This is a genomic window from Streptomyces sp. NPDC005728 (genome assembly GCF_040630895.1).
Taxonomy (GTDB): domain Bacteria; phylum Actinomycetota; class Actinomycetes; order Streptomycetales; family Streptomycetaceae; genus Streptomyces.
Genome location: NZ_JBEXYL010000001.1, coordinates 178877 through 202331 on the forward strand (window position 1 = coordinate 178877; position 23455 = coordinate 202331).

20 protein-coding genes are annotated in these 23455 nt (G+C 70.9%); 4 read left to right on the forward strand and 16 right to left on the reverse strand.

Translation table 11 applies throughout. From position 1 onward, the window contains the following. Nucleotides 1-49 precede the first annotated feature (49 nt). The 9 genes from ABZ471_RS00765 to ABZ471_RS00805 all read right to left on the reverse strand — a co-directional run bounded on the left by ABZ471_RS00765 (nt 50) and on the right by ABZ471_RS00805 (nt 10927). On the reverse strand, nt 50-1585 hold the full coding sequence (locus tag ABZ471_RS00765; RefSeq protein ID WP_359060886.1) for an NCS1 family nucleobase:cation symporter-1: 1536 nt from the start codon (nt 1583-1585) through the stop codon (nt 50-52). A 117-nt stretch (nt 1586-1702) separates the two neighbouring features. Next, the gene (locus ABZ471_RS00770) at nt 1703-2722 is read right to left on the reverse strand and encodes a TIGR03842 family LLM class F420-dependent oxidoreductase (RefSeq protein WP_359060888.1); all 1020 of its coding nucleotides are present in this window, start codon (nt 2720-2722) and stop codon (nt 1703-1705) included. 11 nt (nt 2723-2733) lie between these two features. Then, nucleotides 2734-4137 carry a dihydropyrimidinase gene (gene hydA / locus ABZ471_RS00775; protein WP_359060890.1) on the reverse strand — a complete coding sequence of 468 codons (1404 nt, stop codon included), beginning with the start codon at nt 4135-4137 and terminating at the stop codon, nt 2734-2736. Between the two features lie 40 nt (nt 4138-4177). Further along, nucleotides 4178-5020 carry a nitrilase-related carbon-nitrogen hydrolase gene (locus tag ABZ471_RS00780; protein WP_359060892.1) on the reverse strand — a complete coding sequence of 281 codons (843 nt, stop codon included), beginning with the start codon at nt 5018-5020 and terminating at the stop codon, nt 4178-4180. Between the two features lie 155 nt (nt 5021-5175). Beyond that, nucleotides 5176-6762 carry a PucR family transcriptional regulator ligand-binding domain-containing protein gene (locus tag ABZ471_RS00785; protein ID WP_359060894.1) on the reverse strand — a complete coding sequence of 529 codons (1587 nt, stop codon included), beginning with the start codon at nt 6760-6762 and terminating at the stop codon, nt 5176-5178. A gap of 17 nt (nt 6763-6779) precedes the next feature. Next, on the reverse strand, nt 6780-8063 hold the full coding sequence (locus tag ABZ471_RS00790; RefSeq protein WP_359060896.1) for an aspartate aminotransferase family protein: 1284 nt from the start codon (nt 8061-8063) through the stop codon (nt 6780-6782). Then, complete coding sequence (locus tag ABZ471_RS00795) at nt 8060-8902, reverse strand: nitrilase-related carbon-nitrogen hydrolase (RefSeq protein WP_359060898.1); 843 nt, start codon at nt 8900-8902, stop codon at nt 8060-8062. Before ABZ471_RS00795 ends, ABZ471_RS00790 begins: the two co-directional genes overlap by 4 nt. A gap of 158 nt (nt 8903-9060) precedes the next feature. Then, nucleotides 9061-10527, reverse strand: a complete 1467-nt coding sequence (locus tag ABZ471_RS00800) for a hypothetical protein (RefSeq protein WP_359060900.1) — start codon at nt 10525-10527, stop codon at nt 9061-9063. 148 nt (nt 10528-10675) lie between these two features. Next, complete coding sequence (locus ABZ471_RS00805) at nt 10676-10927, reverse strand: helix-turn-helix transcriptional regulator (RefSeq protein WP_359060902.1); 252 nt, start codon at nt 10925-10927, stop codon at nt 10676-10678. Between the two features lie 61 nt (nt 10928-10988). Between ABZ471_RS00805 and map the strand changes: the two genes are divergently transcribed. Beyond that, complete coding sequence (gene map, locus ABZ471_RS00810) at nt 10989-11759, forward strand: type I methionyl aminopeptidase (RefSeq protein WP_359060904.1); 771 nt, start codon at nt 10989-10991, stop codon at nt 11757-11759. Between the two features lie 157 nt (nt 11760-11916). Then, nucleotides 11917-14484, forward strand: a complete 2568-nt coding sequence (locus ABZ471_RS00815; RefSeq protein ID WP_359060906.1) for an ATP-dependent Clp protease ATP-binding subunit — start codon at nt 11917-11919, stop codon at nt 14482-14484. A gap of 3 nt (nt 14485-14487) precedes the next feature. Here ABZ471_RS00815 and ggt read toward each other — a convergent pair whose 3' ends face one another. Then, the gene (gene ggt, locus ABZ471_RS00820; RefSeq protein WP_359060908.1) at nt 14488-16287 is read right to left on the reverse strand and encodes a gamma-glutamyltransferase; all 1800 of its coding nucleotides are present in this window, start codon (nt 16285-16287) and stop codon (nt 14488-14490) included. 142 nt (nt 16288-16429) lie between these two features. Here ggt and ABZ471_RS00825 point away from each other — a divergent pair, with 142 nt between their 5' ends. Together ABZ471_RS00825 and ABZ471_RS00830 are read left to right on the forward strand one after the other, a co-directional pair. Next, nucleotides 16430-17182, forward strand: a complete 753-nt coding sequence (locus tag ABZ471_RS00825; protein ID WP_359060910.1) for a hypothetical protein — start codon at nt 16430-16432, stop codon at nt 17180-17182. A 106-nt stretch (nt 17183-17288) separates the two neighbouring features. After that, nucleotides 17289-18854 (forward strand): alpha/beta fold hydrolase, encoded by a 1566-nt coding sequence (locus ABZ471_RS00830; protein WP_359060912.1) that lies wholly within the window; start codon nt 17289-17291, stop codon nt 18852-18854. Between the two features lie 47 nt (nt 18855-18901). On the opposite strand, the gene ABZ471_RS00835 is transcribed toward ABZ471_RS00830, so the two are convergent. From ABZ471_RS00835 to ABZ471_RS00860, 6 genes are all read right to left on the reverse strand, one after another. Then, nucleotides 18902-19780 carry an amino acid ABC transporter permease gene (locus ABZ471_RS00835; protein ID WP_359060914.1) on the reverse strand — a complete coding sequence of 293 codons (879 nt, stop codon included), beginning with the start codon at nt 19778-19780 and terminating at the stop codon, nt 18902-18904. Further along, nucleotides 19777-20421 carry an amino acid ABC transporter permease gene (locus tag ABZ471_RS00840; protein WP_359060916.1) on the reverse strand — a complete coding sequence of 215 codons (645 nt, stop codon included), beginning with the start codon at nt 20419-20421 and terminating at the stop codon, nt 19777-19779. Before ABZ471_RS00840 ends, ABZ471_RS00835 begins: the two co-directional genes overlap by 4 nt. Nucleotides 20422-20432: 11 nt before the next feature. Then, nucleotides 20433-21353: a glutamate ABC transporter substrate-binding protein gene (locus ABZ471_RS00845; RefSeq protein ID WP_359060918.1), complete on the reverse strand. Its 921-nt coding sequence runs from the start codon at nt 21351-21353 to the stop codon at nt 20433-20435. A gap of 17 nt (nt 21354-21370) precedes the next feature. Continuing rightward, entirely contained in the window at nt 21371-22114 is a 744-nt protein-coding gene (locus ABZ471_RS00850) for an amino acid ABC transporter ATP-binding protein (protein WP_359060920.1), read from the reverse strand. 126 nt (nt 22115-22240) lie between these two features. Then, complete coding sequence (locus ABZ471_RS00855; RefSeq protein WP_359060921.1) at nt 22241-22660, reverse strand: DUF6278 family protein; 420 nt, start codon at nt 22658-22660, stop codon at nt 22241-22243. Nucleotides 22661-22675: 15 nt separating this feature from the next. Then, entirely contained in the window at nt 22676-23455 is a 780-nt protein-coding gene (locus ABZ471_RS00860) for an exodeoxyribonuclease III (RefSeq protein WP_359060923.1), read from the reverse strand.

Here is a 23455-nt window from a genome sequence, read left to right on the forward strand (position 1 = left end):
CCGCCGAGCGCCCGGCGGCCTGCCGGCCGCCGGGAGGCCTCGTCCGAGCTCAGACGGCCTGAGCCGGCTCCTCCTTCCGGCCGGTGAGCAACGTCAGCGCCAGGTACAGCACCAGCGAGGTGCCGAGACCCACGGCCCAGCCGTAGTCGGCGAGGGACTTGAGAGCCGGGACGGGGCGGCCGTCGATCAGCGGATGGAAGTCCGCGCCGCCGACGGCGAGGACGCCGCCGGCCACGAAGGCGACCACCGCCCGCCAGTTCCAGCCGCCCGCGTACCAGTAGCGGCCACCCGCGCGGTACAGGTCGGCGAGGGCCAGGCGGGTGCGGCGCAGGATCCAGTAGTCGGCGACGAGGATGCCCGCGACCGTGCCGAGCAGGCCGCCGACCAGGCCGAGCCAGGTGAAGATGTAGCCCTGCGGGTCGGAGTACAGCTTCCACGGGAAGATCAGCACGGCGAGGACCGAGGTGATCAGGGCACCGGTTCGGAAACTGATCCTGCGGGGCGCGACGTTGGAGAAGTCGAAGGCCGGGGAGACCAGGTTGGCCGCGATGTTCACGGAGAGGGTCGCGACCAGGACGGTCACCAGGGCGTAGAGCAGGCCGACCACGTTGTCCGTCTTGGCGGCGAGCTGGACCGGGTCCCAGACCGCCTTGCCGTAGACCGCCTGCGAACCGGAGGTGACGAGCACGGAGAGGAAGGCGAAGAGGGTCATCGTGGTCGGCAGACCGAGGGCCTGGCCCCAGGTCTGGGCCTTCTGGCTCTTGCCGTAGCGGGTGAAGTCGGGGATGTTCAGGCTCAGGGTGGACCAGAAGCCGATCATTCCCATCAGCGAGGGCCAGAACAGCTTCCAGAAGTCGCCGCCCCAGCCCAGCCGGGAGGGCTGGTCGAACAGCGGGCCGACGCCGCCGGCCTTGCTGCTCATCCACCACAGCATCACGAACGCGCCGACGAGCACGAAGGGCGCGGCCCAGTTCTCGAAGCGGCGGATGGTCTCCATGCCCCGGTAGATGATCGCGACCTGGATCAGCCAGAAGATCGCGAACGACAGCCACATGGTCCAGGCGTAGCCGCCGATGTGCGAGGCGTTCGCCCAGCTGTCGCCGATGAGCTTGCCGGCCAGGAAGTAGATGGCCTCGCCGCCGATCCAGGTCTGGATGCCGAACCAGCCGCAGGCCACCAACGCCCGTACGACGGCGGGCAGGTTGGCGCCGCGCACCCCGAAGGAGGCGCGGGCGAAGACCGGGAAGGGAATGCCGTACTTGGGTCCCGCGTGCCCGGTGAGCAGCATCGGCACGAGCACGATGAGGTTGGCGAGCGCGATGGTGAACACGGCCTGTTTCCAGTCCATGCCGACCGCGATCAGCCCGGACGCGAGGGTCCAGGAGGCCGTGTTGTGGGCCATGCCGACCCACAGCGCGGAGAAGTTGTACGTCGTCCAGGTGCGCTTCGCCGCGGGGACGGGGAGCAGGTCCGCGTTGGCGTAGGGGCCGCTGGGCTGCGGCGCACCGGGGGCGATCTCCACCCGGCCGTCGGCGAGGGTGACTTGAGCGGTCGGCGGTATGGCCGTGGGGGCGGTGTCGGTCATGGGCAGGCCAATCGAGGAGGGGTGGGACGGGAGAGGCCGTGCGGGCACTCGCCCCTCCCCGGGGACGCGGGGAGGGGTGACCAGGAGTGGGGGGTGCGGAGAGAGCGAGGGAGCGGGTCAGGCGTTGACGGCCGGGATCACCGTCGTGCCGTAGGCGTCGATGGTGGCTTCCTGGGCGTCGTGCATGTCGTAGACGGCGAACTGGTCGACGCCCAGCTCGCGCAGCGCGTTCAGTTTCTCGATGTGCTTCCCGGCCGGGCCGATGACGCAGAACCGGTCGACGATCTCGTCGGGCACGAACGCGGTGTCGGGATTTCCGCTGCGTCCGTGGTGGGAGTAGTCGTAGCCCTCGCGGGCCTTGATGTAGTCGGTGAGTTCGTCGGGGACCTGGCCGGAGTGCTCGCCGTACTTGGAGACCAGGTCGGCCACGTGGTTGCCGACCATGCCGCCGAACCACCGGCATTGATCGCGCGCGTGGGCGAGTGCCTCGGGCGAGTCGTCCGCGGTGACGTAGGCCGGGGCGGCGACGCAGATCGTCACCTCGGACGGGTCACGGCCGGCGGCGGCGGCCGCGTCCTTCACGGCCTTCACCATGTACTCGGTGAGGTACAGGTCCGACAGCTGGAGGATGAACCCGTCGGCCTCCTCGCCGGTCATCTTCAGTGCCTTGGGGCCGTACGCGGCCATCCACACGGGGAGTTCGGCACCCGGCTTGATCCACGGGAACCGGATCGCCGTACCGCCGAGATCGGCCTCGTCCCCGCGGCCGAGGGCGCGGATGACCTTCATGGCCTCGCTGATCCGGGCCAGGGTGTTCGGCTTGCGGCCGGCGACACGCATCGCGGAGTCGCCGCGGCCGATGCCGCAGACGGTGCGGTTGCCGAACATGTCGTTGAGGGTGGCGAAGGTGGAGGCGGTGACCTCCCAGGTGCGGGTGCCCGGGTTGGTGACCATCGGGCCGACCGTCAGCTTCGAGGTGTTGGAGAGGATCTGACTGTAGATCACGAACGGCTCCTGCCAGAGCACGGCGGAGTCGAAGGTCCAGCCGTACGTGAAGCCGTTGCGTTCGGCCCGTTTCATCAGGCTGACGACGCGGGAGGCCGGCGGGTCGGTCTGCAGGACGAGTCCGAAGTCCATGGGCGCGACTCCTAGGTGAGGTACTGACAGGTGGAGCGCGGGGTGTAGACGCCGTGTCCGGCGCGTCCGGTGTACTCCCGCTCGGTGATGACCATTTCGCCGCGCGAGAGCACGGTCTCGACCCGGCCGGTGGTCCGCCTGCCCTCGTACGCCGAGTAGTCGACGTTCATGTGGTGCGTCTCGGCGGACATGACCTGCTCGGCGTGCGGGTCGTAGATGACGACGTCGGCGTCGGCGCCCGGGGTGATGGTGCCCTTCTTCGGGTACAGGCCGAACATGCGGGCCGGGGCGGCGCAGGCGATCTCGATCCAGCGGCGCCGGGAGATGTGCCCGTCCACGACGGCCTGGTGGAGCAGGTCCATGCGGTTCTCGACGCCGGGCAGTCCGTTGGGGATCTTGGAGAAGTCGCCGCGGCCCAGCTCCTTCTGGCCCACGAAGCAGAACGGGCAGTGGTCGGTGGAGACGACCTGCAGATCGTTCGTCCTGAGCCCCTGCCACAGCTTGGCCTGGTGTTCCTTGGGGCGAAGCGGCGTGCTGCACACGTACTTCGAACCCTCGAAGTCCGGCTCGGCGAGGTTGTCGGTCGACAGGAACAGGTACTGCGGGCAGGTCTCGCCGAAGACCGGCAGCCCCTCGTCACGCGCCCGCGCCAGCTCGGCGACCGCCTCCGTCGCCGAGACGTGCACGACGTACAACGGGGCGCCCGCGACCTGAGCGAGCCTGATGGCGCGATGGGTGGCCTCGGCCTCCAGCAGCGCCTTGCGCACCTCACCGTGGTAGCGCGGATCGGTCTCCCCACGGGCCAGCGCCTGTTCGACCAGGACGTCGATCGCGATGCCGTTCTCGGCGTGCATCATGATCAGCCCGCCGTTGTCGGCGGAGCGCTGCATGGCGCGCAGGATCTGGCCGTCGTCGGAGTAGAACACGCCCGGGTAGGCCATGAACTGCTTGAAGCTGGTCACCCCCTCCTCGACCAGCAGGTCCATCTCCTTGAGCGTCTCCTGGTTCACATCGGAGACGATCATGTGGAAGCCGTAGTCGATCGCGCAGTTGCCCTCGGCCTTGGCGTGCCAGCTGTCCAGGCCCTCGCGCAGGGTGTGCCCGACGCTCTGCACCGCGAAGTCGACGATCGTGGTCGTACCGCCCCAGGCGGCGGCCCGGGTGCCGGTCTCGAAGGTGTCGGAGGCGAAGGTGCCGCCGAACGGCAGTTCCATGTGCGTGTGGGCGTCGACGCCGCCCGGGATGACGTACTTCCCGGTGGCGTCGATGACCCGCTCGGCGGTGAAGGCCTCGGCGGCGGGGGTGCCGGAGGCGGCGAGGGCGGCGATGCGGCCGTCCTCGATCAGGACGTCGGCGTGGATCTCGTCGGACGCGGTGACGACGAGACCACCGCGGATGACGGTACGGCTGCTCATGGTCCGTCTCCTCCCAGGGTGGACGGTGCGGTCGGTGCGATCAGGGTGCGGTCAGCGGCGCGTAGGCCCCCGGAGCCCGGTCGCGGTAGAACTGCCAGCGGTCGCGGACCTCGCGGAGCTTGGCCAGGTCCAGGTCGCGGACGACGAGTTCGGTCTCCTTGTCGCTCGCCACCTCGCCGACGAACTGGGCCTCCGGGTCCACGAAGTACGTGGTGCCGTAGAAGTCGTTGTCGCCGAGGTCCTCCACGCCGACCCGGTTGATCGCGCCCACGAAGTACTCGTTGGCGACGGCCGCCGCCGGCTGTTCCAGCTGCCACAGGTAGCGGGACAGGCCGCGTGAGGTGGCCGACGGGTTGAAGACGATCTCGGCACCGCCGAGGCCGAGTGCCCGCCAGCCCTCCGGGAAGTGGCGGTCGTAGCAGATGTAGACGCCGATCTTCCCGACGGCCGTCTCGAAGACGGGCCAGCCGCTGTTGCCGGGGCGGAAGTAGAACTTCTCCCAGAATCCCTGCACTTGGGGGATGTGCGTCTTGCGGTACTTGCCCAGGTAGGAGCCGTCGGCGTCGATCACGGCGGCGGTGTTGTACAGGACCCCCGGCTGCTCCTCCTCGTACATCGGCAGGACGAGGACGAGGCCCAGCTCCTTCGCGAGCGCCTGGAAGCGCCGCACGGTCGGGCCGTCCGGGATCTGCTCGGCGTACTCGTAGAAGGCCTTGTCCTGGACCTGGCAGAAGTAGGGGCCGTAGAACAGCTCCTGGAAGCACAGGACCTGGGCGCCCTGCGCGGCCGCGTCGCGGGCCGCCTGCTCGTGGACCTGGATCATGGATTCCTTGTCGCCGGTCCAGGCGGTCTGGAACAGGGCGGCACGGATCACTCGGCTCATCGGGACCTCCGGTAGCTCGGTGTCCGGTGAGCCTAGGAAGTCCGAAGAAGCCGTTCGATTGGCAGCGTGTCACGTCTGGGGGCGGTCGGCGTGCCACCGTGTCACGCGTCTGCGAACCCATGTTTCACCGCCGTTTTCCCAAGTCGTGGCATGTTTCACCCCTGTTGCGCGTCGTGCGCGAGGAGCGCGATGTGCACGGAGGCCGCCTGCTCGAAGTCGTCGAGGTCGACGCCCAGCCGGGTCTGTATCGCCTCCAGGCGTCGGTAGAGAGCGGGCCGGGAGACGTGGTGGAGCTGGGCGGTGCGGGACTTGTTGCGTCCGGTCGCCAGGTAGGTGCGCAGCACGTTCAGCAGCTCCTGGTCGTTCCCGCACAGCAGCCCGTCCAGCTCGCGCTCGGCGAAGGACTGCACATGGGGGTCGTCCCTCAGCAGCCGGACCAGGCCGCGCAGATGGACGTCCCGCAGGCGTACGACGGCCGGCAGGTCGAGGACGGCCGAGGAGTCGGCCACCGCGTCGGCGACGTGCCGGGCCTCGCGCAGCCCGGCCGGCACGTCGTCCCAGTCGGTGCGCGGATCGGCCGCGGCGACCACCGCGTTCGGCACCCCGGTCCCGGTCCGCAGCCGGGCCGCGAAGTGCGCGGTCAGCACCTCGGCCTGCTGGTCTCGGGCGAGGCTGAGCAGAACGGCGGTGGCCCCCTCGGCCAGCTCGGCGACCAGCCCCGGCAGACCCAGCACCCGCAGCACACGGTCGAGTTCGCCCGGATCCCCGGCCGGGACGACCAGGGGCACGAAGGTCCGCCGGTTCACCGGCAGCCCGGCCGCCCGCGCCCGGGGCAGCAGCTGCCTGGCCGGTACGACGCCGGAGACGAGGTCGGTCAGCAGTCCCTGCGCGGACTGCTCCTCCCAGGTGTGCGCCGAGCCGCCGCCGAGCATGCGGTGCAGGACCACGGCCTCGGCGGCCCGGTCGGCGAGCAGCCGCCCGGAGGCCGCCTCGCCCCGGTAGCCGCACAGCAGCAGCATGCCCCAGCGCTCCCCGCGTCCGCCCAGCTCGGCGCGGATCCAGCCGTCGCCCTCGCTGCCGCCCGCCTGCCGGGCGATCCGCTCCCAGTCGCGCAGCACGTCGTCCACCGCGGGCCGCTCCCCCGCCGTGGCGAGGACGCGGTGGGCGAGGTTAGTGACGACGACCGGGCAGCCGCTGTGCTGGGCGACCTCGTCGAGCAGCCCTTGCAGCGGGGCACCCGCGGTGATCAGCCCGGTGAGCGCGGTCCGCACCGACTCCGACAGACTCACGGTGGCGAACTTCCGCCGTACCAGCCGGGACTGGACCTCCTCCGTCAGCTCCGCGAAGGGGAACGGCCGGTGCAGGACGACCATGGGCAGCCCGCACCGCTCGGCGGCCCGGCGCATCACCTCGGGCGGCGTGGGAAAGGCCCGGCCGAGCCCGAGCACGACGGCCGCGGCCTCCGCCCGGTGCAGGGACTGGATGTACTCGGCCTGCTTGGCCTCGTCGCCGGCGAGGAGCACACCGGTGGTGAGGACCATCTCGCCGCCGGTGAGCATCACCCCGACGTCGGCGGCCTCGGCGACGTGCACCCAGCGCACGGCCCGGTCGAGCTGCCCGGCCCCCGCCACCACCTCGGGCTCGCCTGCCTGTACCCGCTCCAGGGTGAGCACCTGGCGCACCGAGAGGGCGGGGTCGAGCGGCTGCCAGCCCGTGTGACGGATCTCCGAGGTGGTGGTCATGACCCTGTACCCGCTCTCTAGTACGTGCTCCTCAGCGCGCGTTCGAGGATCGCCGCGCCCTCCTCCGCCTCCGCCACGGTCAGCGACAGCGGCGGCGCGATGCGCAGGGCGCTGGTGTTGTGGCCGCCGCCCTTGCCGATCAGCAGTCCGCCCTCGCGGGCCGCCTCCAGGACGGCGGCGGCCGCCTGCGGATCGGCCTCGTCGGTCCCGGGCCTGACCAGCTCGATGCCGATCATCAGCCCCCGCCCGCGCACCTCCCGCACCCCGGGCAGCTGCGCGGTGACGGCCCGCAGCCGCTCGATGAGCAGCCCGCCGACGCGCCGGGCGTTGCCCTGGAGGTCGTGTTCGAGGAGGTAGCCGAGGTTGGCGAGTCCGGCGGCCATGGTGATCTGGGTGCCGCCGAACGTCGAGATGCTGTTGGCGTCCAGGCAGTTCATGATCTCGGCGCGGGCGATCACCCCGCCGATGGCCATGCCGTTGCCGATGCCCTTGGCGAAGGTCACGATGTCCGGCGGTCCGCTGCGGGCGTGCGCCTGCCAGCCCCAGAAGTGCTCGCCGGTGCGGCCCCAGCCCGTCTGCACCTCGTCGGCGATCCACAGGATCCCGTATGCATTCAGCACTTCACGGAATGCTGCATACAGTCCGTCCGGCGGGGAGGTGAACCCGCCGACGCCCTGGATGGGTTCGGCGATCAGCGCGGCCGGCGGGCGGGTGTGCCCGAGGACGTCCGTCAGGTCCGCCACACACGCGTCGATGAAGGCGCGGTCGTCCAGCCCGGCGAACGGGCCCCGGGTGCGGACGCCGCCATGGACGTACAGGGTCTGCAGCGGGGACAGCGAGGTCGGGGACCAGCTGCGGTTGCCGGTGATGCCGACCGTGCTGAAGGAGCGGCCGTGGTAGCTGTTGCGCATGGCCAGGACGGTGTTGCTGCGCCGGTAGGTGGTGGCGAGCAGCAGGGCCGTGTCGTTGGCCTCGGTGCCGGAGGTCGTGAAGAAGACCCGGGCGTCCGGGATGTCGCTCAACTGGGCGATGCGCTCGGCGAGTTCGACCATCGGCCGGTTGAGGTAGAGGGTCGAGGAGTGGACGATCCGGCCGGCCTGCTCGCTGACCGCCTTGGTCACCTCGGGCAGGGCGTGCGCGGTCATGGTGGTGAGGATGCCGCCGAAGAAGTCCAGGTACCTGTTGCCGGCGGAGTCCCACACATGACGGCCCTCGCCGTGGGTGATCTCCAGCGGCTCGTCGTAGTAGAGGGCGAGCCAGTCGGGCAGGACGCCGCGGTGGCGGGCGTAGAGGTCGTTCACGGCTGTACCAGCCCTTCGTAGGCGTCGGGGCGGCGGTCGCGGTAGAAGGCCCACTGCCGGCGCACTTCCTCGATCAGGTCGAAGTCCAGGTCGCGGACGACGAGTTCCTCGTCCTTGTCACTGGCGACGTCACCGACGAACTGGCCGCGCGGATTGACGAAGTACGACGTCCCGTAGAAGTCGTTGTCCCCGTACTCCTCCTGGCCCACCCGGTTGATGGCGGCGACGAAGTACTCGTTGGCGACGGCCGCGGCGGGCTGCTCCAGCTGCCACAGGTAGGAGGACAGCCCGCGGTGGGTGGCGGACGGGTTGTAGACCAACTGCGCTCCGTTCAGGCCGAGTTGCCGCCATCCTTCCGGGAAGTGCCGGTCGTAGCAGATGTAGACGCCGACCTTGCCCACCTCCGTGTCGAAGACGGGCCAGCCGAGGTTGCCGGGTTTGAAGTAGTACTTCTCCCAGAATCCCTTGACCTGCGGGATGTGGTGCTTGCGGTATTTGCCGAGGTAGCTGCCGTCGCCGTCGATGACGGCGGCGGTGTTGTAGTAGAAGCCGGACTGCTCGATCTCGAAGACCGGTACGACGATCACCATGCCGGTGTCGCGGGCGAGGTCCTGCATCCGGCGCACGGTCGGCCCGTCGGGCACCGGCTCGGCCCAGCGGTAGTGCTCCGGCTCCTGGACCTGGCAGAAGTAGGGGGCGTTGAAGACTTCCTGGAACCCGATGATCCGTGCGCCCAGGCGGGCCGCCTCGCGGGCGTGCTCCTCGTGTTTCGCCACCATGGACTCGGTGTCGCCGGTCCAGGTGGCCTGGACCAGTGCGGCACGTACGACGTTGGCCATGAGCTGCTCCTTCGACGCGACGTCCGAGCCTCTACGCCCGTAGAAACGGCCCGTAGAGGGACGAAAGTAAGCCTCGTGAAGGTCCTTGCCAAGACCATCGTCGTTAACCCGCTGAGTCGATCACGTTTCGCACTCCTTAGGGTGATCGCGGGGACGTCTCAGGGGGTGAGTCCGGCGACGCGGAGGGCGTGCACCAGGTCCCAGTGACGCTCCTGGGAGACGCCCCGGGCGGCCTCCAGCAGGAGCGGGACGAGGCGGCGCGGGTCGGCGGCGACGCTGCGGGCGGCCTCCTCGGGGGTGCGGACGCGGACGTACGCGTCCAGCAGGGCCCGCACCTCACGCCCCCGCGCCTCCGTGTCCAGTCCCAGCACGGCGGCACCGATCTCGTCGGCCGGCCTGGCCACTCCCTGACGCAGCATCTGCTGCCCGTCCGCGGCCCTCCCGGCCGCCTCCAGCGCGTCGGCGGCGGCGACCAGCCGTTCGGCGGGCAGCGATGCGGCCTCCCACAGCAGCGTGGCCCAGTCGGCGCCGAGCCCGGCGCGCTGCATCCCGTCCGCGAGCAGCGGGAAGCGGGCGGCGGGCCAGTGCGTGATCTCGACCAGCAGCACATGCGCCTCGCCGGTGCGCCCCTGCGCCCGCAGCCGCACCAGCCGCTCCACGGCCTCGGCCACGGCCGCAGCCGCCTCGGTATCCACCGCCTCGACGGGCACCTCCGCCGGCCCGGCGGCCTCCGCGGCCCCGGCGAACCGCGCCCCGCGCGGTGTGCGCCGCCCGGCGTCCGGGTCGGGCACAGCGGCAGCGGGTGCCTGCGGCACGACGACCGACGCGCCCTCGTCCTCGGTCATCCCGGCGAACCGGGCACTGCCACGGCGCCGCTTACGGGTCTTGGCGGAGGGCGCGGAGGGCGCGGTTGCCGCCGGGGGCGTGCTCTCGGGGCTCCGGACGGCACCGGAGGGCGCGGCGAACCGGGGGGCCGGGTCCGTCACGGAGCCTGCGGGGTGGGCCGCAGGGGCGGCGTCCGGGGCGGGGGACGAAGGAGCCTGCCCCGCGAACCGGGTGCCACCCCCGCCGCCCCCGCCCCGGGCGCCCGGCACCTCCGGAATCGGCACTCCCACCGCCCGTCGGTCCAGCTCCGCCATCCGGTCCCGGAGTTCGGCACACCGGGCGGTGGCCCTTTCGAAGTCGTCGCGGGACCAGGCGAGGTCCAGGTGGAGGGCCTCGGCCTCCTCGCGGGAGGTCACCGCGGTGAGCAGGCGGCTCAGTTCGGCCTGGCGCTCGGCGGCGTAGCGCTGTTCGCGGAGCATGACGTCGAGACGGTCACCGAGGGCGTCCCGGGCGCCGGGGCGGGCGTCGTACGCCGTGAGGGCGGCCGTGTGCAGGGTACGGGCCCGTTCCCGCTCGGCGGCGGCCGCTGCGGGGCCGTACCCCGCGGCGAGGTCCTGGAGCAGCGCCTCCACCACGTCCCACGGCGGCACCTCCCGCCCGTCGAGGCAGGCCTGCATGCCTTCCGGATCGCGTTGCCGGAAGACCCCGCACCAGCCCCCGCCCTGATCCAGGCGCCCCATGAGGCCGTCCAGGTAGTTCGCGAACTCCCCTACTCGACCAGAGAGTCGATCCACAGCCATGCCCGACTCCCGCCCGACTGCCAGCACTCCGGTCGGTAGGCAACACCAGCCGTGTTACGGGCCTGCTACGCAGAGTTTTCCGGGAGTGTGCGGGCGGCTCATTGCTCGATGTTGACCCTTGCGCGTTCCGGGCCGCCCCAGGCGGATCTCAGATGCCCACCAGCGCACATCGCGTCACCAGCTCGTCCATGGACAGCCCCAGCACCCCGGCCAGCGCGGCCACCGTGAAGAAGGCCGGGGTCGGCGCACGCCCGGTCTCGATCTTGCGGAGGGTCTCGGCCGAGAGGCCTGCCTCGGCCGCGATCTCGGCCATGCTCCGCGCGCCGCGCGCCTCGCGCAGCAACTGCCCGAGCCGTTCGCCGCGTTCGCGTTCTTCAGGAGTGAGAGGAGTGCGCACCATGCCGCCCATTCTAATACCGCCCCCGACCGCACCCCATTCAAATACCGGTATAGTAATTGGCATGGTGGAACTGAAGACGGACACATCGATCGACGCGATGCACGTGGCGGGCCAGGTCGTCGGGCGGGCCCTGACGGCCGTACGGCAGGCCGCGGACGTCGGCGTCTCCCTGCTGGAACTGGACGAGGTGGCTCGGGAGGTGCTGCGCGAGGCGGGCGCGTCCTCGCCGTTCCTCGGCTATCGCCCCTCGTTCGCCCCGACCCCTTTCCCGGCGGTCATCTGCGCCTCGGTCAACGACGCGATCGTGCACGGCATCCCCACCCGCTACCGCCTGCGCGACGGCGACCTGGTCTCCGTCGACTGCGGTGCCGCCCTGGACGGCTGGGTCGGAGACTCGGCGATCAGCTTCGTGACCGGCCGCCCCCGCCCGTCGGACCTGCGCCTGATCGAGACGGCCGAGCGAGCCCTGGCGGCCGGCATCGAGGCGGCCGTCGTCGGCAACCGCATCGGCGACATCGCCCACGCCGTCGGCCGGATCTGCCGCACGGCCGGCTACGGCATCCCGGCCGGCTTCGGCGGCCACGGAGTGGGCCGCCGCATGCACGAGGACCCGGAGGTCCCCAACGAGGGCCGCCCCGGCCGGGGCCTCCCACTGCGCCACGGCATGGTCCTGGCGATCGAGCCCATGCTCGTCGCGAGCGGCAAGGACGGCTACCACGAGGCTTCGGACGGCTGGACCCTCCGTACGAACGACGGGTCACGCGCGGCACACGTGGAACACACGGTGGCGATCACGGAGACCGGCCCGAGGGTTCTCACCGAGAGGCGCTAGGGCAGCCGGCCCAGGGGCGCGGGGAGCTTCACGACCGGCCCCGCAACGACCCGCACCCGCCCCGCCGCACGAGGTCCCGGACAAGAGGCGCCCGCACATGCCAGCCGCAGGCATCCGTGCCAAGGTGTTAGAACGAGCACCAAAGGAACGGAACGCCATGACCAACGGCTACCCTCCCGACCCCTTCGGTGAATTCCTGGGCCGCTACTTCGGCGGGGCCGGCGGCGGAGCCCCCGGCCCCCGCCACATCGACATCGGCCGCCTGCTCAGCCAGCCGGCCCGGGAGATGGTGCGCGGGGCCGCCCAGTACGCCGCCGAGCACGGCAGCCGGAACCTGGACACACAGCACCTGCTGCGGGCCGCCCTGTCCACCGAGCCCACCCGGAGCCTGCTCAGCCGGTCCGGTGCGGACCCGGACTCGCTCGCGACGGAGATCGACGACCGCGCCGGCCCCGTGCAGCACCCGCCGGGCGAGGCGCCGCCGCCCACGTCGCTGTCGCTCACCCCGGCCGTCAAGCGGGCCCTGCTGGACGCGCACGACCTGGCGCGGTCGACCGGTGCCGGGTACATCGGCCCGGAGCACGTGCTGAGCGCGCTGGCCGCGAACCCGGACTCGGCGGCCGGGCACATTCTGAACGAGGCCCGTTTCTCGGCGGGCGCCCTGCCGCCCGAGGCCCCGGAGGCCGTCCAGACGCGCACGGAGCGCCAGCGGCCCACCTCCACGCCGACCCTCGACAAGTACGGCCGTGATCTGACCGAGCTGGCCCGGCAGGGGCGTATCGACCCGGTCATCGGCCGTGACGAGGAGATCGAGCAGACGATCGAGGTGCTGTCCCGCCGCGGCAAGAACAACCCGGTGCTGATCGGTGACGCGGGCGTGGGCAAGACGGCGATCGTCGAGGGGCTCGCGCAGCGGATCGTCGACGGGGAGGTCCCGGATGTCCTGGCGGGGCGGCGGGTGGTCGCCCTGGACCTGACCGGGGTCGTCGCGGGCACCCGGTACCGGGGCGACTTCGAGGAGCGCCTGAACACCATCGTGGAGGAGATCCGCGCCCACTCGGACCGGCTGATCGTCTTCATCGACGAGCTGCACACCGTCGTCGGCGCCGGTGCGGGCGGCGAGGGCGGCGCGATGGACGCGGGCAACATCCTCAAGCCCGCGCTCGCCCGTGGCGAGCTGCACATCGTGGGCGCGACCACGCTGGAGGAGTTCCGGCGGATCGAGAAGGACGCGGCGCTGGCCCGGCGGTTCCAGCCGATCCTGGTGCCCGAGCCGACGGTCGAGGACACGATCGAGATCCTGCGCGGTCTGCGCGACCGGTACGAGGCCCACCACCAGGTCCGCTACACCGACGAGGCGCTGGTGGCCGCGGTGGAGCTGTCGGACCGCTATCTCACCGACCGCCGGCTGCCGGACAAGGCGATCGACCTGATCGACCAGGCCGGTGCCCGGGTGCGCCTCGGCGCCCGGACGAAGGGCACGGACGTGCGCGCGATGGAGCGCGAGGTCGAACAGCTCGTCTGCGACAAGGACCAGGCGGTCGCCGACGAGCAGTACGAGCAGGCCACGCAGCTGCGTGACCGGATCGGCGCGCTGAAGGAGCGCATCGCCGAGGCCAGCGGCGACGACGAGGCCGACGAGGGGCTGAACCTGGAGGTGACGGCCGAGGCCATCGCCGAGGTGGTGTCCCGGCGGACCGGCATCCCGGTCAGCCGGCTGACCCAGGAGGAGAAGGAGCGGCTGCTCGGCCTGGAGCAGCATCTGCACCGGCGGGTGGTCGGCCAGGAGGAGGCGGTGAGCGTGGTCGCCGAGGCCGTGCTGCGCTCGCGCGCCGGACTCTCGAGCCCGGACCGGCCGATCGGCAGCTTCCTCTTCCTCGGCCCGACCGGTGTCGGCAAGACCGAGCTGGCCCGCGCGCTCGCCGAGGCCCTGTTCGGCAGCGAGGACCGCATGGTCCGCCTCGACATGAGCGAGTACCAGGAGCGGCACACCGTCTCCCGGCTGGTCGGCGCCCCGCCCGGGTACGTCGGCCACGAGGAGGCCGGACAGCTCACCGAGGTGGTGCGCAGGCACCCGTACTCGCTGCTCCTGCTGGACGAGGTGGAGAAGGCCCACCCGGACGTCTTCAACATCCTGCTCCAGGTCCTGGACGACGGCCGGCTCACCGACTCCCAGGGGCGCACGGTGGACTTCACCAACACGGTCATCGTGATGACCAGCAACCTGGGCTCCGACGTGATCACGCGGCGCGGTGCCGGGATCGGGTTCGGGCCGGGCGGCGCGGACGCCGACGAGGAGGCGCGGCGCGAACAGATCCTGCGGCCGCTGCGCGAGCACTTCCGGCCGGAGTTCCTCAACCGCATCGACGAGATCGTCGTCTTCCGGCAGCTGACGGGCGAGCAGCTGCGGCAGATCACCGACCTGCTGCTGGAGCGCACCCGCCGGCTGGTGGACGGCCAGGGCGTCGTGGTCGAGTTCACGGACGCGGCCGTCGACTGGCTCGCCGAGCGCGGCTACCAGCCCGAGTACGGCGCCCGCCCGCTGCGCCGCACCATCCAGCGGGAGGTCGACAACCAGTTGTCGCGGCTGCTGCTGGACGGCACGATCTCCTCGGGCAGCCGGGTCCGGGTGGACGTGCGGGACGGACGGCTGGACTTCCGTGCCGAGGCGGCCGAGCCGTCCGCCCGCGCGGAGGAGACCCGGCCGCCCGCTCCCGAGAGCTGACGGTTACGGCGCCGGGTCCACCACCATCGCCGAGCCTCCGCCACGTCGTACCTTCTCCGCGGCGGCCAGCCACTTGCCGCCGGGCAGCCGCTGCACGCCGGTCGCCGCGCCGATCTCCGGGTTGAGCGAGAACGAGTGGCCGATGGCCTCCAGCTTCCCCCTCAGGTCGCTGTTGTAGAGGCCGGGTTCGAGTTCGGTCCTGGCCGCGTTGCGCTGGCTGGCCCGCGGTGCGGCGATCGCGTCGACCAGCGGGAGGTGCCGGTCGAGGAACCCGGTCAGGGTCTGCAGCACGGTGGTGATGATGGTCGCGCCGCCGGGCGAACCGAGCGCCACCACCGGCCTGTCGTGCCGGTCGAGGACGATGGTCGGGGAGATGGACGAGCGCGGCCGCTTGCCCGGTCCCGGCAGGTTCGGGTCGTGCACGGCCGGGTTGGCCGGCGCGAAGGAGAAGTCGGTCAGCTCGTTGTTGAGCAGGAAGCCCCGGCCGGGGACGGTGATGCCGCTGCCGCCGGTCTGCTCGATGGTGAGCGTGTAGGAGACGACGTTGCCCCACTTGTCGGCCACCGTCAGATGGGTGGTGTTCTCGCCCTCGTACGTCGTCGGGGCCGCCGTACCGCCGGTGTTGCAGGCGGCCGGGTGGCGCGGGTCGCCGGGCGCGAGGGGGCTGCTGAGCACCGCATCGTCCGTGATCAGGCAGGCGCGCGAGTCGGCGTACTTCTGCGAGAGCAGGTCCTTCGTCGGTACGTCCTCGAAGGCGGGGTCGCCGACCCAGCGGCCGCGGTCGGCGAACGCGACGCGGCTGGCCTCGATGTAGTGGTGCAGGTACTGCACGTCGCTCGCCTTGGAGAGGTCGGTCCGCTCCAGGATGTTGAGCGCCTCGCCGACCGTGGTGCCGCCCGAGGAGGAGGGCGCGATGGAGTACACCTTCAGACCGCGGTACGAGGTCCTGGTGGGCTTCTGCAGCTTGGCGCCGTAGGCGGCCAGGTCCTTCTCCGTCAGCCTGCCCGGGCGGGCGTTCCACCCCGAACCGGGGTCCACCGGCGGCTTGTCGACCGTGTCGACGATGTCGTCGCCGAGGTCGCCGCGGTAGATCGCGCCGACGCCCTTCCTCGCCAGCTCCTCGTAAGTGCGGGCCAGGTCCGGGTTCTTGAAGGTGGAGCCGACGACCGGGAGCTGTCCGCCCGGCAGGAACAGCTTGACGGTGTCGGGGAAGTAGCGGAACCGGGTCTCGTTGGACGCGGTCTGCGCGCGGAAGGTGTCGTCCACGGTGAAGCCGTCGCGGGCTATCCGTTCGGCCGGCTTCAGGACCGTACCGAGGCTCCTGCTGCCCCAGGTGTCGAGCGCCGTCTGCCAGGTGGCGGGCGTGCCCGGGGTGCCGACGCTCAGGCCGCTGCTGACGGCGTCGGCGAAGGCGAGCGGCTTTCCGTTCTCCGTGAAGAGGTCGGAGCCGGCGGTCAGCGGCGCGGTCTCGCGGCCGTCGATGGTGTGCACCGTACGGGATCTGGCGTCGTAGTAGACGAAGTAGCCGCCGCCGCCGATGCCGGAGGAGTAGGGCTCGGTGACGCCGAGTGCGGCTGCCGTGGCGACGGCCGCGTCGACCGCGTTGCCGCCCTTCCTGAGGACCTCTATGCCGGCGGCCGAGGCGTCCGCGTCGACGCTGGCAACGGCGCCGCCGTAGCCGACGGCCACCGGAACCTTCGTGCGCGTCTCACTCGGCGCGGGGGGCGGCGCCGCCGCTCCCACCGACACCACAGCGGCTGATACCGCCACCACCGCCAGTTTCTGCGCGCCAAGGCGACCCATCCGTACCTCCCGTCGGGACCGTCCGCGCAGCGTAACCAGATGGCCCGTAGGGCCAACAGTACGCCTCGGCCCCCGCCACACGAACGTCACAGATCGAACACCGGTGCGTAGTGCTCACCCGGGCCCGCTAGCATGCGCGGCCATGAACGACGACGTGCGCAACATCGCCCTTGGCGTCATAGCGGCCGGCGTCAGTGCCGCGCTGGGCTGGCTGGCCCGTACCTACCTGTGGCGGCGCAAGCTGCGGCGCAAGCAGGAGTTCTTCGGGCTGCCGGAGAACTCCGAGTCGCTGCTCGTCGTCAACCGCGACCCGGCCACCTCGGAGCCGGCCGTCCATCGCTTCGACGTCTTCGCGCTGCTGGAACTCTCCGCCCTGATCAAGGACTGCGGGGCGCATCTGCAGATGGTCACGCAGGACGCGACGCAGCAGGGGTTCGGCGAGCGCACCGAGTTCTGCGTGGGCGGCCCCGGGTCGAACCGGCGGATGCTGGCCCACATGTCGGCGATGCTCCCCGGCGTGCGCGTGAACATCGATCCCGAACCCGGCCCGGACCGGGGGGCCTTCCAGATCGGCGGCGACCGGTACCGCATGGACCCGGGCGTCACCGAGTACGTCCTGCTGGCGCGCCTCACGGCGGGCGTGCAGACCCGGCCGGTGTTCCTCTTCTGCGGGCAGCGGGCCATCACCAACCAGGCCGCCACGCGCTATCTCGCCCGCAACCACGAGCGCCTGAACCGCAAGCACGGCAACAACCCCTTCGTCCTGCTGCTGAAGGTGGTCAACTCCCAGGCGTACGGCCCCGACCTCGTCGAGCTGGTCGCGGACGTGACACGGGCGGCACAGGCCCCGCTCCCGGCGACCGAGACGGCCCGCACCTCGCACCGGGCGTCGTGACGCTCAACAGTCTTTACCGGCACGTAACTTACCGACGGGTTACTTACGGTAGGTTCCGCCGGTTACCGTCGGGTCACTTTGCACTGACACGAGTGAGGAGTGACCCATGGGACACGGTCGCACCACCTTGCGCACCACTGCCGTCGGAGCCGTCTCCGCGGCGCTGGTCGCCGGGACCGTCGTCGGCCTGGCTCCGGCCGCGCAGGCCGCCCCGTCCGTCCGCTTCGTGGACATCACCGGCGACGGCGGCACCGTACTGAAGGCCAACGTCGTCACGCCCGCGGGCGCCGACGGCTCGCACGACTACCCGCTCATCGTGCTGCCCACGAGCTGGGGCCTGCCGCAGGTGGAGTATCTCGCCCAGGCACAGAAGCTCGCCGATTCCGGCTACGTGGTGCTCACGTACAACGTGCGCGGTTTCTGGCAGTCCGGCGGCGAGATAGAAGTGGCCGGTCCGCCGGACATAGCGGACGCCTCCAAGGTCATCGACTGGGCGCTCGCCAACACCCCCGCGGACCCACGGCACATCGGCATGGCGGGCGTCTCCTACGGCGCCGGCATCAGCCTGCTGGCCGCCGCCCACGACAAGCGCATCAAGGCCGTCGCCGCGCTCAGCGGCTGGGCCGACCTGATCGCCTCGATCTACTCGGGCCGCACCCAGCACCTCCAGGCGGGTGCCCTGCTCGACGGCGCGGGCATCCTCACCGGGCGGGAGAGCCCCGAACTCCGGCAGATCTTCGACAACTTCTACGCCTCCGACCTGACCCACGAGCAGGAGATGATCGACTGGGGGCGGAAACGTTCCGTCGCGACCTATGTCGACCAGCTGAACAAGAACGGCGCCGCCGTCATGCTCGCCAACGCCTGGGGCGACACGATCTTCCCGGTGAACCAGTACGCCGACTTCTACGAGAAGCTGACCGTCCCGAAGCGGCTGGAGCTGCGTCCCGGCGACCACGCGACCGCCGAGCTGACCGGCCTGTTCGGGCTGCCCAACGACGTGTGGACGGACACCGGGCGCTGGTTCGACCACTACCTCAAGGGCGCCGGCAACGGCATCGACCGCGAACAGCCCGTCCAGCTGAAGTCCCGTAGCGCGGGGGGATACGAGGGCTACCCGGACTGGAAGTCGGTCGGCGCGACCCGCCGGAAGATGGCGCTCGCGGGCTCCACCACCATCCACGCGAACGTCGACTCGGGCGCGGACGGCGGGATCGTCTTCCTCTCCAGCATCCTGGACCAGGTCGCCCAGCTGCCGCCCGTCGCCTCGATCCCGCTGCTGCCGCGCCGCTGGGCGGCCGTGTGGCAGTCGGAGCGCTACGGCACGGCCCAGCAGGTGCGTGGCACGGCCTCGCTGCACACCACGCTCACCCCGACCAAGGAGAGCGGCACCCTGGTCGCCTACCTGTACGACGTGGGACCGCTCGGCTTCGGCAAGCTGGTCACCAACGCGCCCTACACCTGGCACGACCGGACGCCCGGCGAGCCGTTCGACGTGGACCTGGACCTGTTCTCCACGGCCTACGACGTCCCGGCCGGGCACCGCCTCGCGCTGGTGGTCGACACCGTCGACCCGCTCTACATCGAGCACAACCCGTCCGGCGCGCAGCTGACCTTCTCCTCGCCGTCGGACGACCCGTCGTACGTGTCCGTCCCCCTGCGCGAGCAGTGATCTCCGGCTGCCGCCGGACGAGCCTGGCCCGTGTGAACTGCTGCCCCCTACGGTTTCAGGGCCGTGGGGGGCTCCCCACCCGGCAGCAGCGTCCCAGGTTCGGCCGTGGCGAGCGCCACGGCCTCGGTCTTGGGACTGCGCTGCTCACGCCGGGACACCCAGCCGGCGAACCACGAGAGCAGCATGCACATCCCGATGTAGATCGGCGAGATCACCATCACCACAGGGATGAACGGCAAATCGTAGTCGAGGTTCGACGCGATGAGCTTCCCGGCATGGAGGAACTCCTCGTAGGTGATGAGATAGCCGAGGGAGGTGTCCTTCAGGGCCACCACCAACTGGCTGATGATGGCGGGCAGCATGGCGCGTACCGCCTGCGGGGCCAGGACGTGCGTCATGACCTGGGTCTTGCGCATGCCGAGCGCGAACGCCGCCTCGTGCTGGCCGCGTTCGACGGCGTTCACACCGGAGCGGAACACCTCGGCGAGCACCGAGCCGTTGTAGAGGGTCAGCCCGGCGACGAGTGCGGGCAGCGGCCGCACCTGGAGCGCCACGAAGATGAAGAAGATCATCACCAGCACGGGCATGGCGCGGAAGAACTCCACCACGACCGTGGCCAGCAGGCGCACCGGCCGGTGGTCCGACAGCCGCCCGGTGGCCAGGAGACCGCCGAGGGCGAGGGAGAGGACGGCCGCCAGCACGAACGCCTTGAGCGTGTTGCCGAGACCCCGCAGAAGCAGTTCCTGGATGCCCTTGTACTCGAACGGCATCCACTTGGTGTAGGTGAACTGGCCGGTGTCGAACAGCAGATACAGGATCCAGGCGAGCAGCGCGAGGAGGACCGCGGTGGAGACGACGCCGTACACGGCGTGCCGCCGGCGGGTGCTGGGCCCCGGGACGTCGTAGAGCGCGGTGGCCTCGGTCATCGGGCGACTCCGTACGTGCGCTCCAGCAGGTTGAACAGCGCGCTGATGGCGAGCGTGATGATCAGATAGCCGACGGCGATCCAGACGAAGGTCCAGACGATGTTGTAGCCGAGTTCGTTGATGGTCCGGTACGTGCCGAGCAGCTCGGTGACGCTGAACGCGCCCGCGATCGCCGAGTTCTTGGCGAGCGCGATGAGGGTGGAGCCGACCGGCGGGATCACCGACCGGAACGCCTGGGGCAGCACGACGAGGGACAGGGTCTGTCCGAAGGACATGCCGAGGCTGCGGGCCGCCTCGCCCTGTCCCCGGGGCACGGTGTTGATGCCGGAGCGCAGGGCCTCGCAGATGAAGGCCGAGGTGTAGCAGCCGAGGGCCAGGATCGCGAACACCTCGAAGGGGAGCACGAGTCCGAACCGGGGCAGTCCCAGCAGCACCGCGAAGAACAGCAGGGTGAGCGGGGTGTTGCGCAGGACCGTGACCCAGGCCGTGCCGAAGACCCGCAGGGAGGCGACGGGCGCGACCCGGAAGGAAGCCATCACGAAGCCCAGGGCCAGGGCGAGCAGGGAGGCGTAGACGGTCAGTTCGAGGGTCCCGAGGAAGCCGTCCCAGTAGGTCGAGAAGTTCTCTGTCAGTACGTTCATGCCGTCCTCGCTCAGCTCGCCGGATAGCGGTCGATCGCGGGCGGGTGGGGGGCGGGCACGCCGGACAGGCCGAGCGTCGCCTCGTAGGCCTTCTTCCAGTCACCGTTCTTCTCGCGTGCCTCCAGTGCGTCGTCGAGGGCGAAGCGCAGGGCGGTGTCGCCGTGCGGGACGCCGATGCCGTACGGCTCCTCGGAGAAGGGCTTGCCGACGACCTTGAGTTCGCCGGGGGCCTTGGCCGCGTAGCCGATGAGGATGGCGTCGTCCGTGGTGACGGCGTCGACCTGATAGGTGAGCAGGTTGTCCACGCACACCGAGTAGGTGTCGTAGGCGACGAGAATCGCCTTCGGGTAGTCGGCCTTGATGCGCTGGTACGGCGTCGAACCGGCCGCCGAGCACACGCGTCTGCCGTCGAGGTCCTGCGGTCCGTGGATGTCGTTCTCGTTCTTGCGTACGAGCAGGGACTGCCCGGCCATGTAGTACGGGCCGGCGAAGCCGACGAGCTTCTTGCGGTTGTCGTTGATGGTGTAGGTGCCGACGTAGTAGTCGATCTGGCCGTTCTGCAGGGCGGTCTCGCGGTTGGCGGAGGCGATCGTCCGGAAGCGGATGGTCCGGGGCGGGAAGCCGAGGGAGGCGGACATCATCTTGGCGATCTCGATGTCGAACCCGGAGTAGGTGCCGGTCGCAGGGTCCTTCTCGCCGAGGTAGGGCTGGTCCTCCTTGGCGCCGACGTTGAAGTAGCCGCGCTTCTTCGCCCGGGTCCAGGTCGGGGACGCGGGCAGGCTGAAGCCCTGTGCGACCTGGTAGTGGGGCAGCTGTCCGGCCGCCGGGCCCTTGCCCGGCGGGCTGCCCTCCTTGCCGCAGGCGGCGGCGAGCAGGGCGAGGACGCCCAGGAGGGCGCAGAGGGCACGGGGCACACGGGTGGTACGGAACACGGGTCGCACTCCCCCGGTCAGTGCTTGAGGATCTTGGAGAGGAAGTCCTTGGCACGCTCGCTGCGCGGGTTGGTGAAGAACTCCTCCGGGCTGCGGTCCTCGACGATCCGGCCGTCGGCCATGAAGACGACCCGGTTGGCGGCCGAGCGGGCGAAGCCCATCTCGTGGGTGACGACGACCATGGTCATGCCGTCGCGGGCCAGCTGCCGCATGACCTCCAGCACCTCGTTGATCATCTCGGGGTCGAGGGCCGAGGTGGGCTCGTCGAACAGCAGGGCCTTGGGTTCCATGGCGAGGGCGCGGGCGATGGCCACGCGCTGCTGCTGGCCGCCGGAGAGCTGCGCCGGGTACTTGTCGGCCTGGTTCAGCAGGCCGACACGGTCGAGGAGTTCCCGGGAGCGGCGGTCGGCGTCCTCCCGCTTGCGTTTGCGGACCTTGATCTGGGCCAGGGAGACGTTCTGCAGGACCGTCTTGTGGGCGAAGAGGTTGAAGGACTGGAAGACCATGCCGACCTCGGCGCGGAGATGGGCGAGCGCCTTGCCCTCCGCGGGCAGCGGCTGCCCGTCCAGCCTGATCGTCCCGGACTCGATGGTCTCCAGCCGGTTGATCGTCCGGCACAGCGTCGACTTCCCCGACCCCGACGGGCCGATGACCACGACCACCTCCCCCTTGCCGACGGTGAGGTCGATGTCCTGCAGGACATGCAGCTCCCCGTAGTACTTGTTGACGTCACGCAGCTCGATCAACGGATCGACGGCCATCCGCAGCCCTACTCACTCTCAGCTGTGTCGTGATTGCCGCAAACTATCCAGACGCCAGTGGACTTCAGGGACGACACGCACTTTTCGGGCAATAGCCGTATTTACTCCGATTCCGCATGCGGGGTGTCATGCCTCGGCGATCTCCGCGTACAGCTGCGACAGCTCGGGGACACCGCTCGCGGCCCACTCCCGGCCGGACCGAGCGACCTCGACCTCACGGCCGGAGACGAGCCGCACCACGGGCTCGCCGTCGGCCCGGATCCGCCAGACCGCGCCGGGCACGGTGCGCACCACGACCGTGCCCAGGTACAGCCCCGCGTCGTTGCCCAGCCAGGGCAGGATCTCCGCGTCCTCGCGCCAGCGCGGGACCAGTTGGTCCAGCGCCTCCAGGGAGGCCGGAGTGTCGTCGAGGCGGACGCCCGCCTCGTCCGCCTGGGAGCGGAGCAGTTCACATTCGGACAGGAGCGCGGCGATGCCCTCGGGGTCGGCCGGGAGCGCCGCCCCATCGCTCTTGTGGTGCCGGTGGCCCAGGAACGGAAGGTGCATGGACCCAGCGTGGCATCACACGTCCAGGTCGACCACCACGGGCGCATGGTCGGAGGCGCCCTTGCCCTTGCGCTCCTCGCGGTCGACGTAGGCGTCCTTGACGGCCCCCGCGAACGGCTCGTTGCCGTACACCAGGTCGATCCGCATGCCGCGGTTCTTGGGGAAGCAGAGCTGGCGGTAGTCCCAGTACGTGTACGGGTGGTCGTACTTCAGGGGGCGCGGGACGACGTCGGCGAGACCCGCCTCGCGCAGGGAGGCGAGGGCGGCGCGCTCGGCGGGGGTGACGTGGGTGAGGCCCTCGAAGGCGGCCACGTCGTAGACGTCGTCGTCGGTCGGTGCCACGTTGTAGTCGCCGAGGACCGCGAACGGGCGGCTGCCGGACGCGTCGCCGGCGACGGCCGCCCTCAGGGCCTCGAACCACTCGAGCTTGTAGACGTAGTGCGGGTGCCCCACCTCTCGGCCGTTGGGCACGTACACCGACCAGACGCGGACCGGGCCGCAGGTCGCCGCGAGGGCACGGGGCTCGGTCGCGCCGTCGTAGCCGGGGTCGCCGGGCAGGCCCTTGACGACGTCCTCCAGGCCTACGCGGGAGAGCACCGCCACGCCGTTCCACCGGCCGGTGGCGTGGACCGCCGCCTCGTAGCCCAGTTCGCGCAGCTGGTCGAACGGGAACTGCTCCTCGGCGATCTTGGCCTCCTGGAGGCAGAGCACATCGGTGCCGCTGCTCTCCAGCCAGGCGAGCAGCCTCGGGAGGCGGGCGGTGATCGAGTTCACGTTCCAGGTGGCGATGCGCAT

Bases quoted from the DNA above. Each gene is read 5' to 3' on its own strand.
- ABZ471_RS00855 (WP_359060921.1), bottom strand. From the start codon at position 22,660: ATGCACCTTCCGTTCCTGGGCCACCGGCACCACAAGAGCGATGGGGCG.
- ABZ471_RS00830 (WP_359060912.1), top strand. From the start codon at position 17,289: ATGGGACACGGTCGCACCACCTTGCGCACCACTGCCGTCGGAGCCGTC.
- ggt (WP_359060908.1), bottom strand. From the start codon at position 16,287: ATGGGTCGCCTTGGCGCGCAGAAACTGGCGGTGGTGGCGGTATCAGCC.
- ABZ471_RS00770 (WP_359060888.1), bottom strand. From the start codon at position 2,722: ATGGACTTCGGACTCGTCCTGCAGACCGACCCGCCGGCCTCCCGCGTC.
- ABZ471_RS00860 (WP_359060923.1), bottom strand. From the start codon at position 23,455: ATGCGCATCGCCACCTGGAACGTGAACTCGATCACCGCCCGCCTCCCG.
- ABZ471_RS00815 (WP_359060906.1), top strand. From the start codon at position 11,917: ATGACCAACGGCTACCCTCCCGACCCCTTCGGTGAATTCCTGGGCCGC.
- map (WP_359060904.1), top strand. From the start codon at position 10,989: ATGGTGGAACTGAAGACGGACACATCGATCGACGCGATGCACGTGGCG.
- ABZ471_RS00795 (WP_359060898.1), bottom strand. From the start codon at position 8,902: ATGGCCAACGTCGTACGTGCCGCACTGGTCCAGGCCACCTGGACCGGC.
- ABZ471_RS00840 (WP_359060916.1), bottom strand. From the start codon at position 20,421: ATGAACGTACTGACAGAGAACTTCTCGACCTACTGGGACGGCTTCCTC.
- ABZ471_RS00785 (WP_359060894.1), bottom strand. From the start codon at position 6,762: ATGACCACCACCTCGGAGATCCGTCACACGGGCTGGCAGCCGCTCGAC.
- ABZ471_RS00780 (WP_359060892.1), bottom strand. From the start codon at position 5,020: ATGAGCCGAGTGATCCGTGCCGCCCTGTTCCAGACCGCCTGGACCGGC.
- ABZ471_RS00805 (WP_359060902.1), bottom strand. From the start codon at position 10,927: ATGGTGCGCACTCCTCTCACTCCTGAAGAACGCGAACGCGGCGAACGG.
- ABZ471_RS00850 (WP_359060920.1), bottom strand. From the start codon at position 22,114: ATGGCCGTCGATCCGTTGATCGAGCTGCGTGACGTCAACAAGTACTAC.
- ABZ471_RS00800 (WP_359060900.1), bottom strand. From the start codon at position 10,527: ATGGCTGTGGATCGACTCTCTGGTCGAGTAGGGGAGTTCGCGAACTAC.
- hydA (WP_359060890.1), bottom strand. From the start codon at position 4,137: ATGAGCAGCCGTACCGTCATCCGCGGTGGTCTCGTCGTCACCGCGTCC.
- ABZ471_RS00835 (WP_359060914.1), bottom strand. From the start codon at position 19,780: ATGACCGAGGCCACCGCGCTCTACGACGTCCCGGGGCCCAGCACCCGC.
- ABZ471_RS00765 (WP_359060886.1), bottom strand. From the start codon at position 1,585: ATGACCGACACCGCCCCCACGGCCATACCGCCGACCGCTCAAGTCACC.
- ABZ471_RS00825 (WP_359060910.1), top strand. From the start codon at position 16,430: ATGAACGACGACGTGCGCAACATCGCCCTTGGCGTCATAGCGGCCGGC.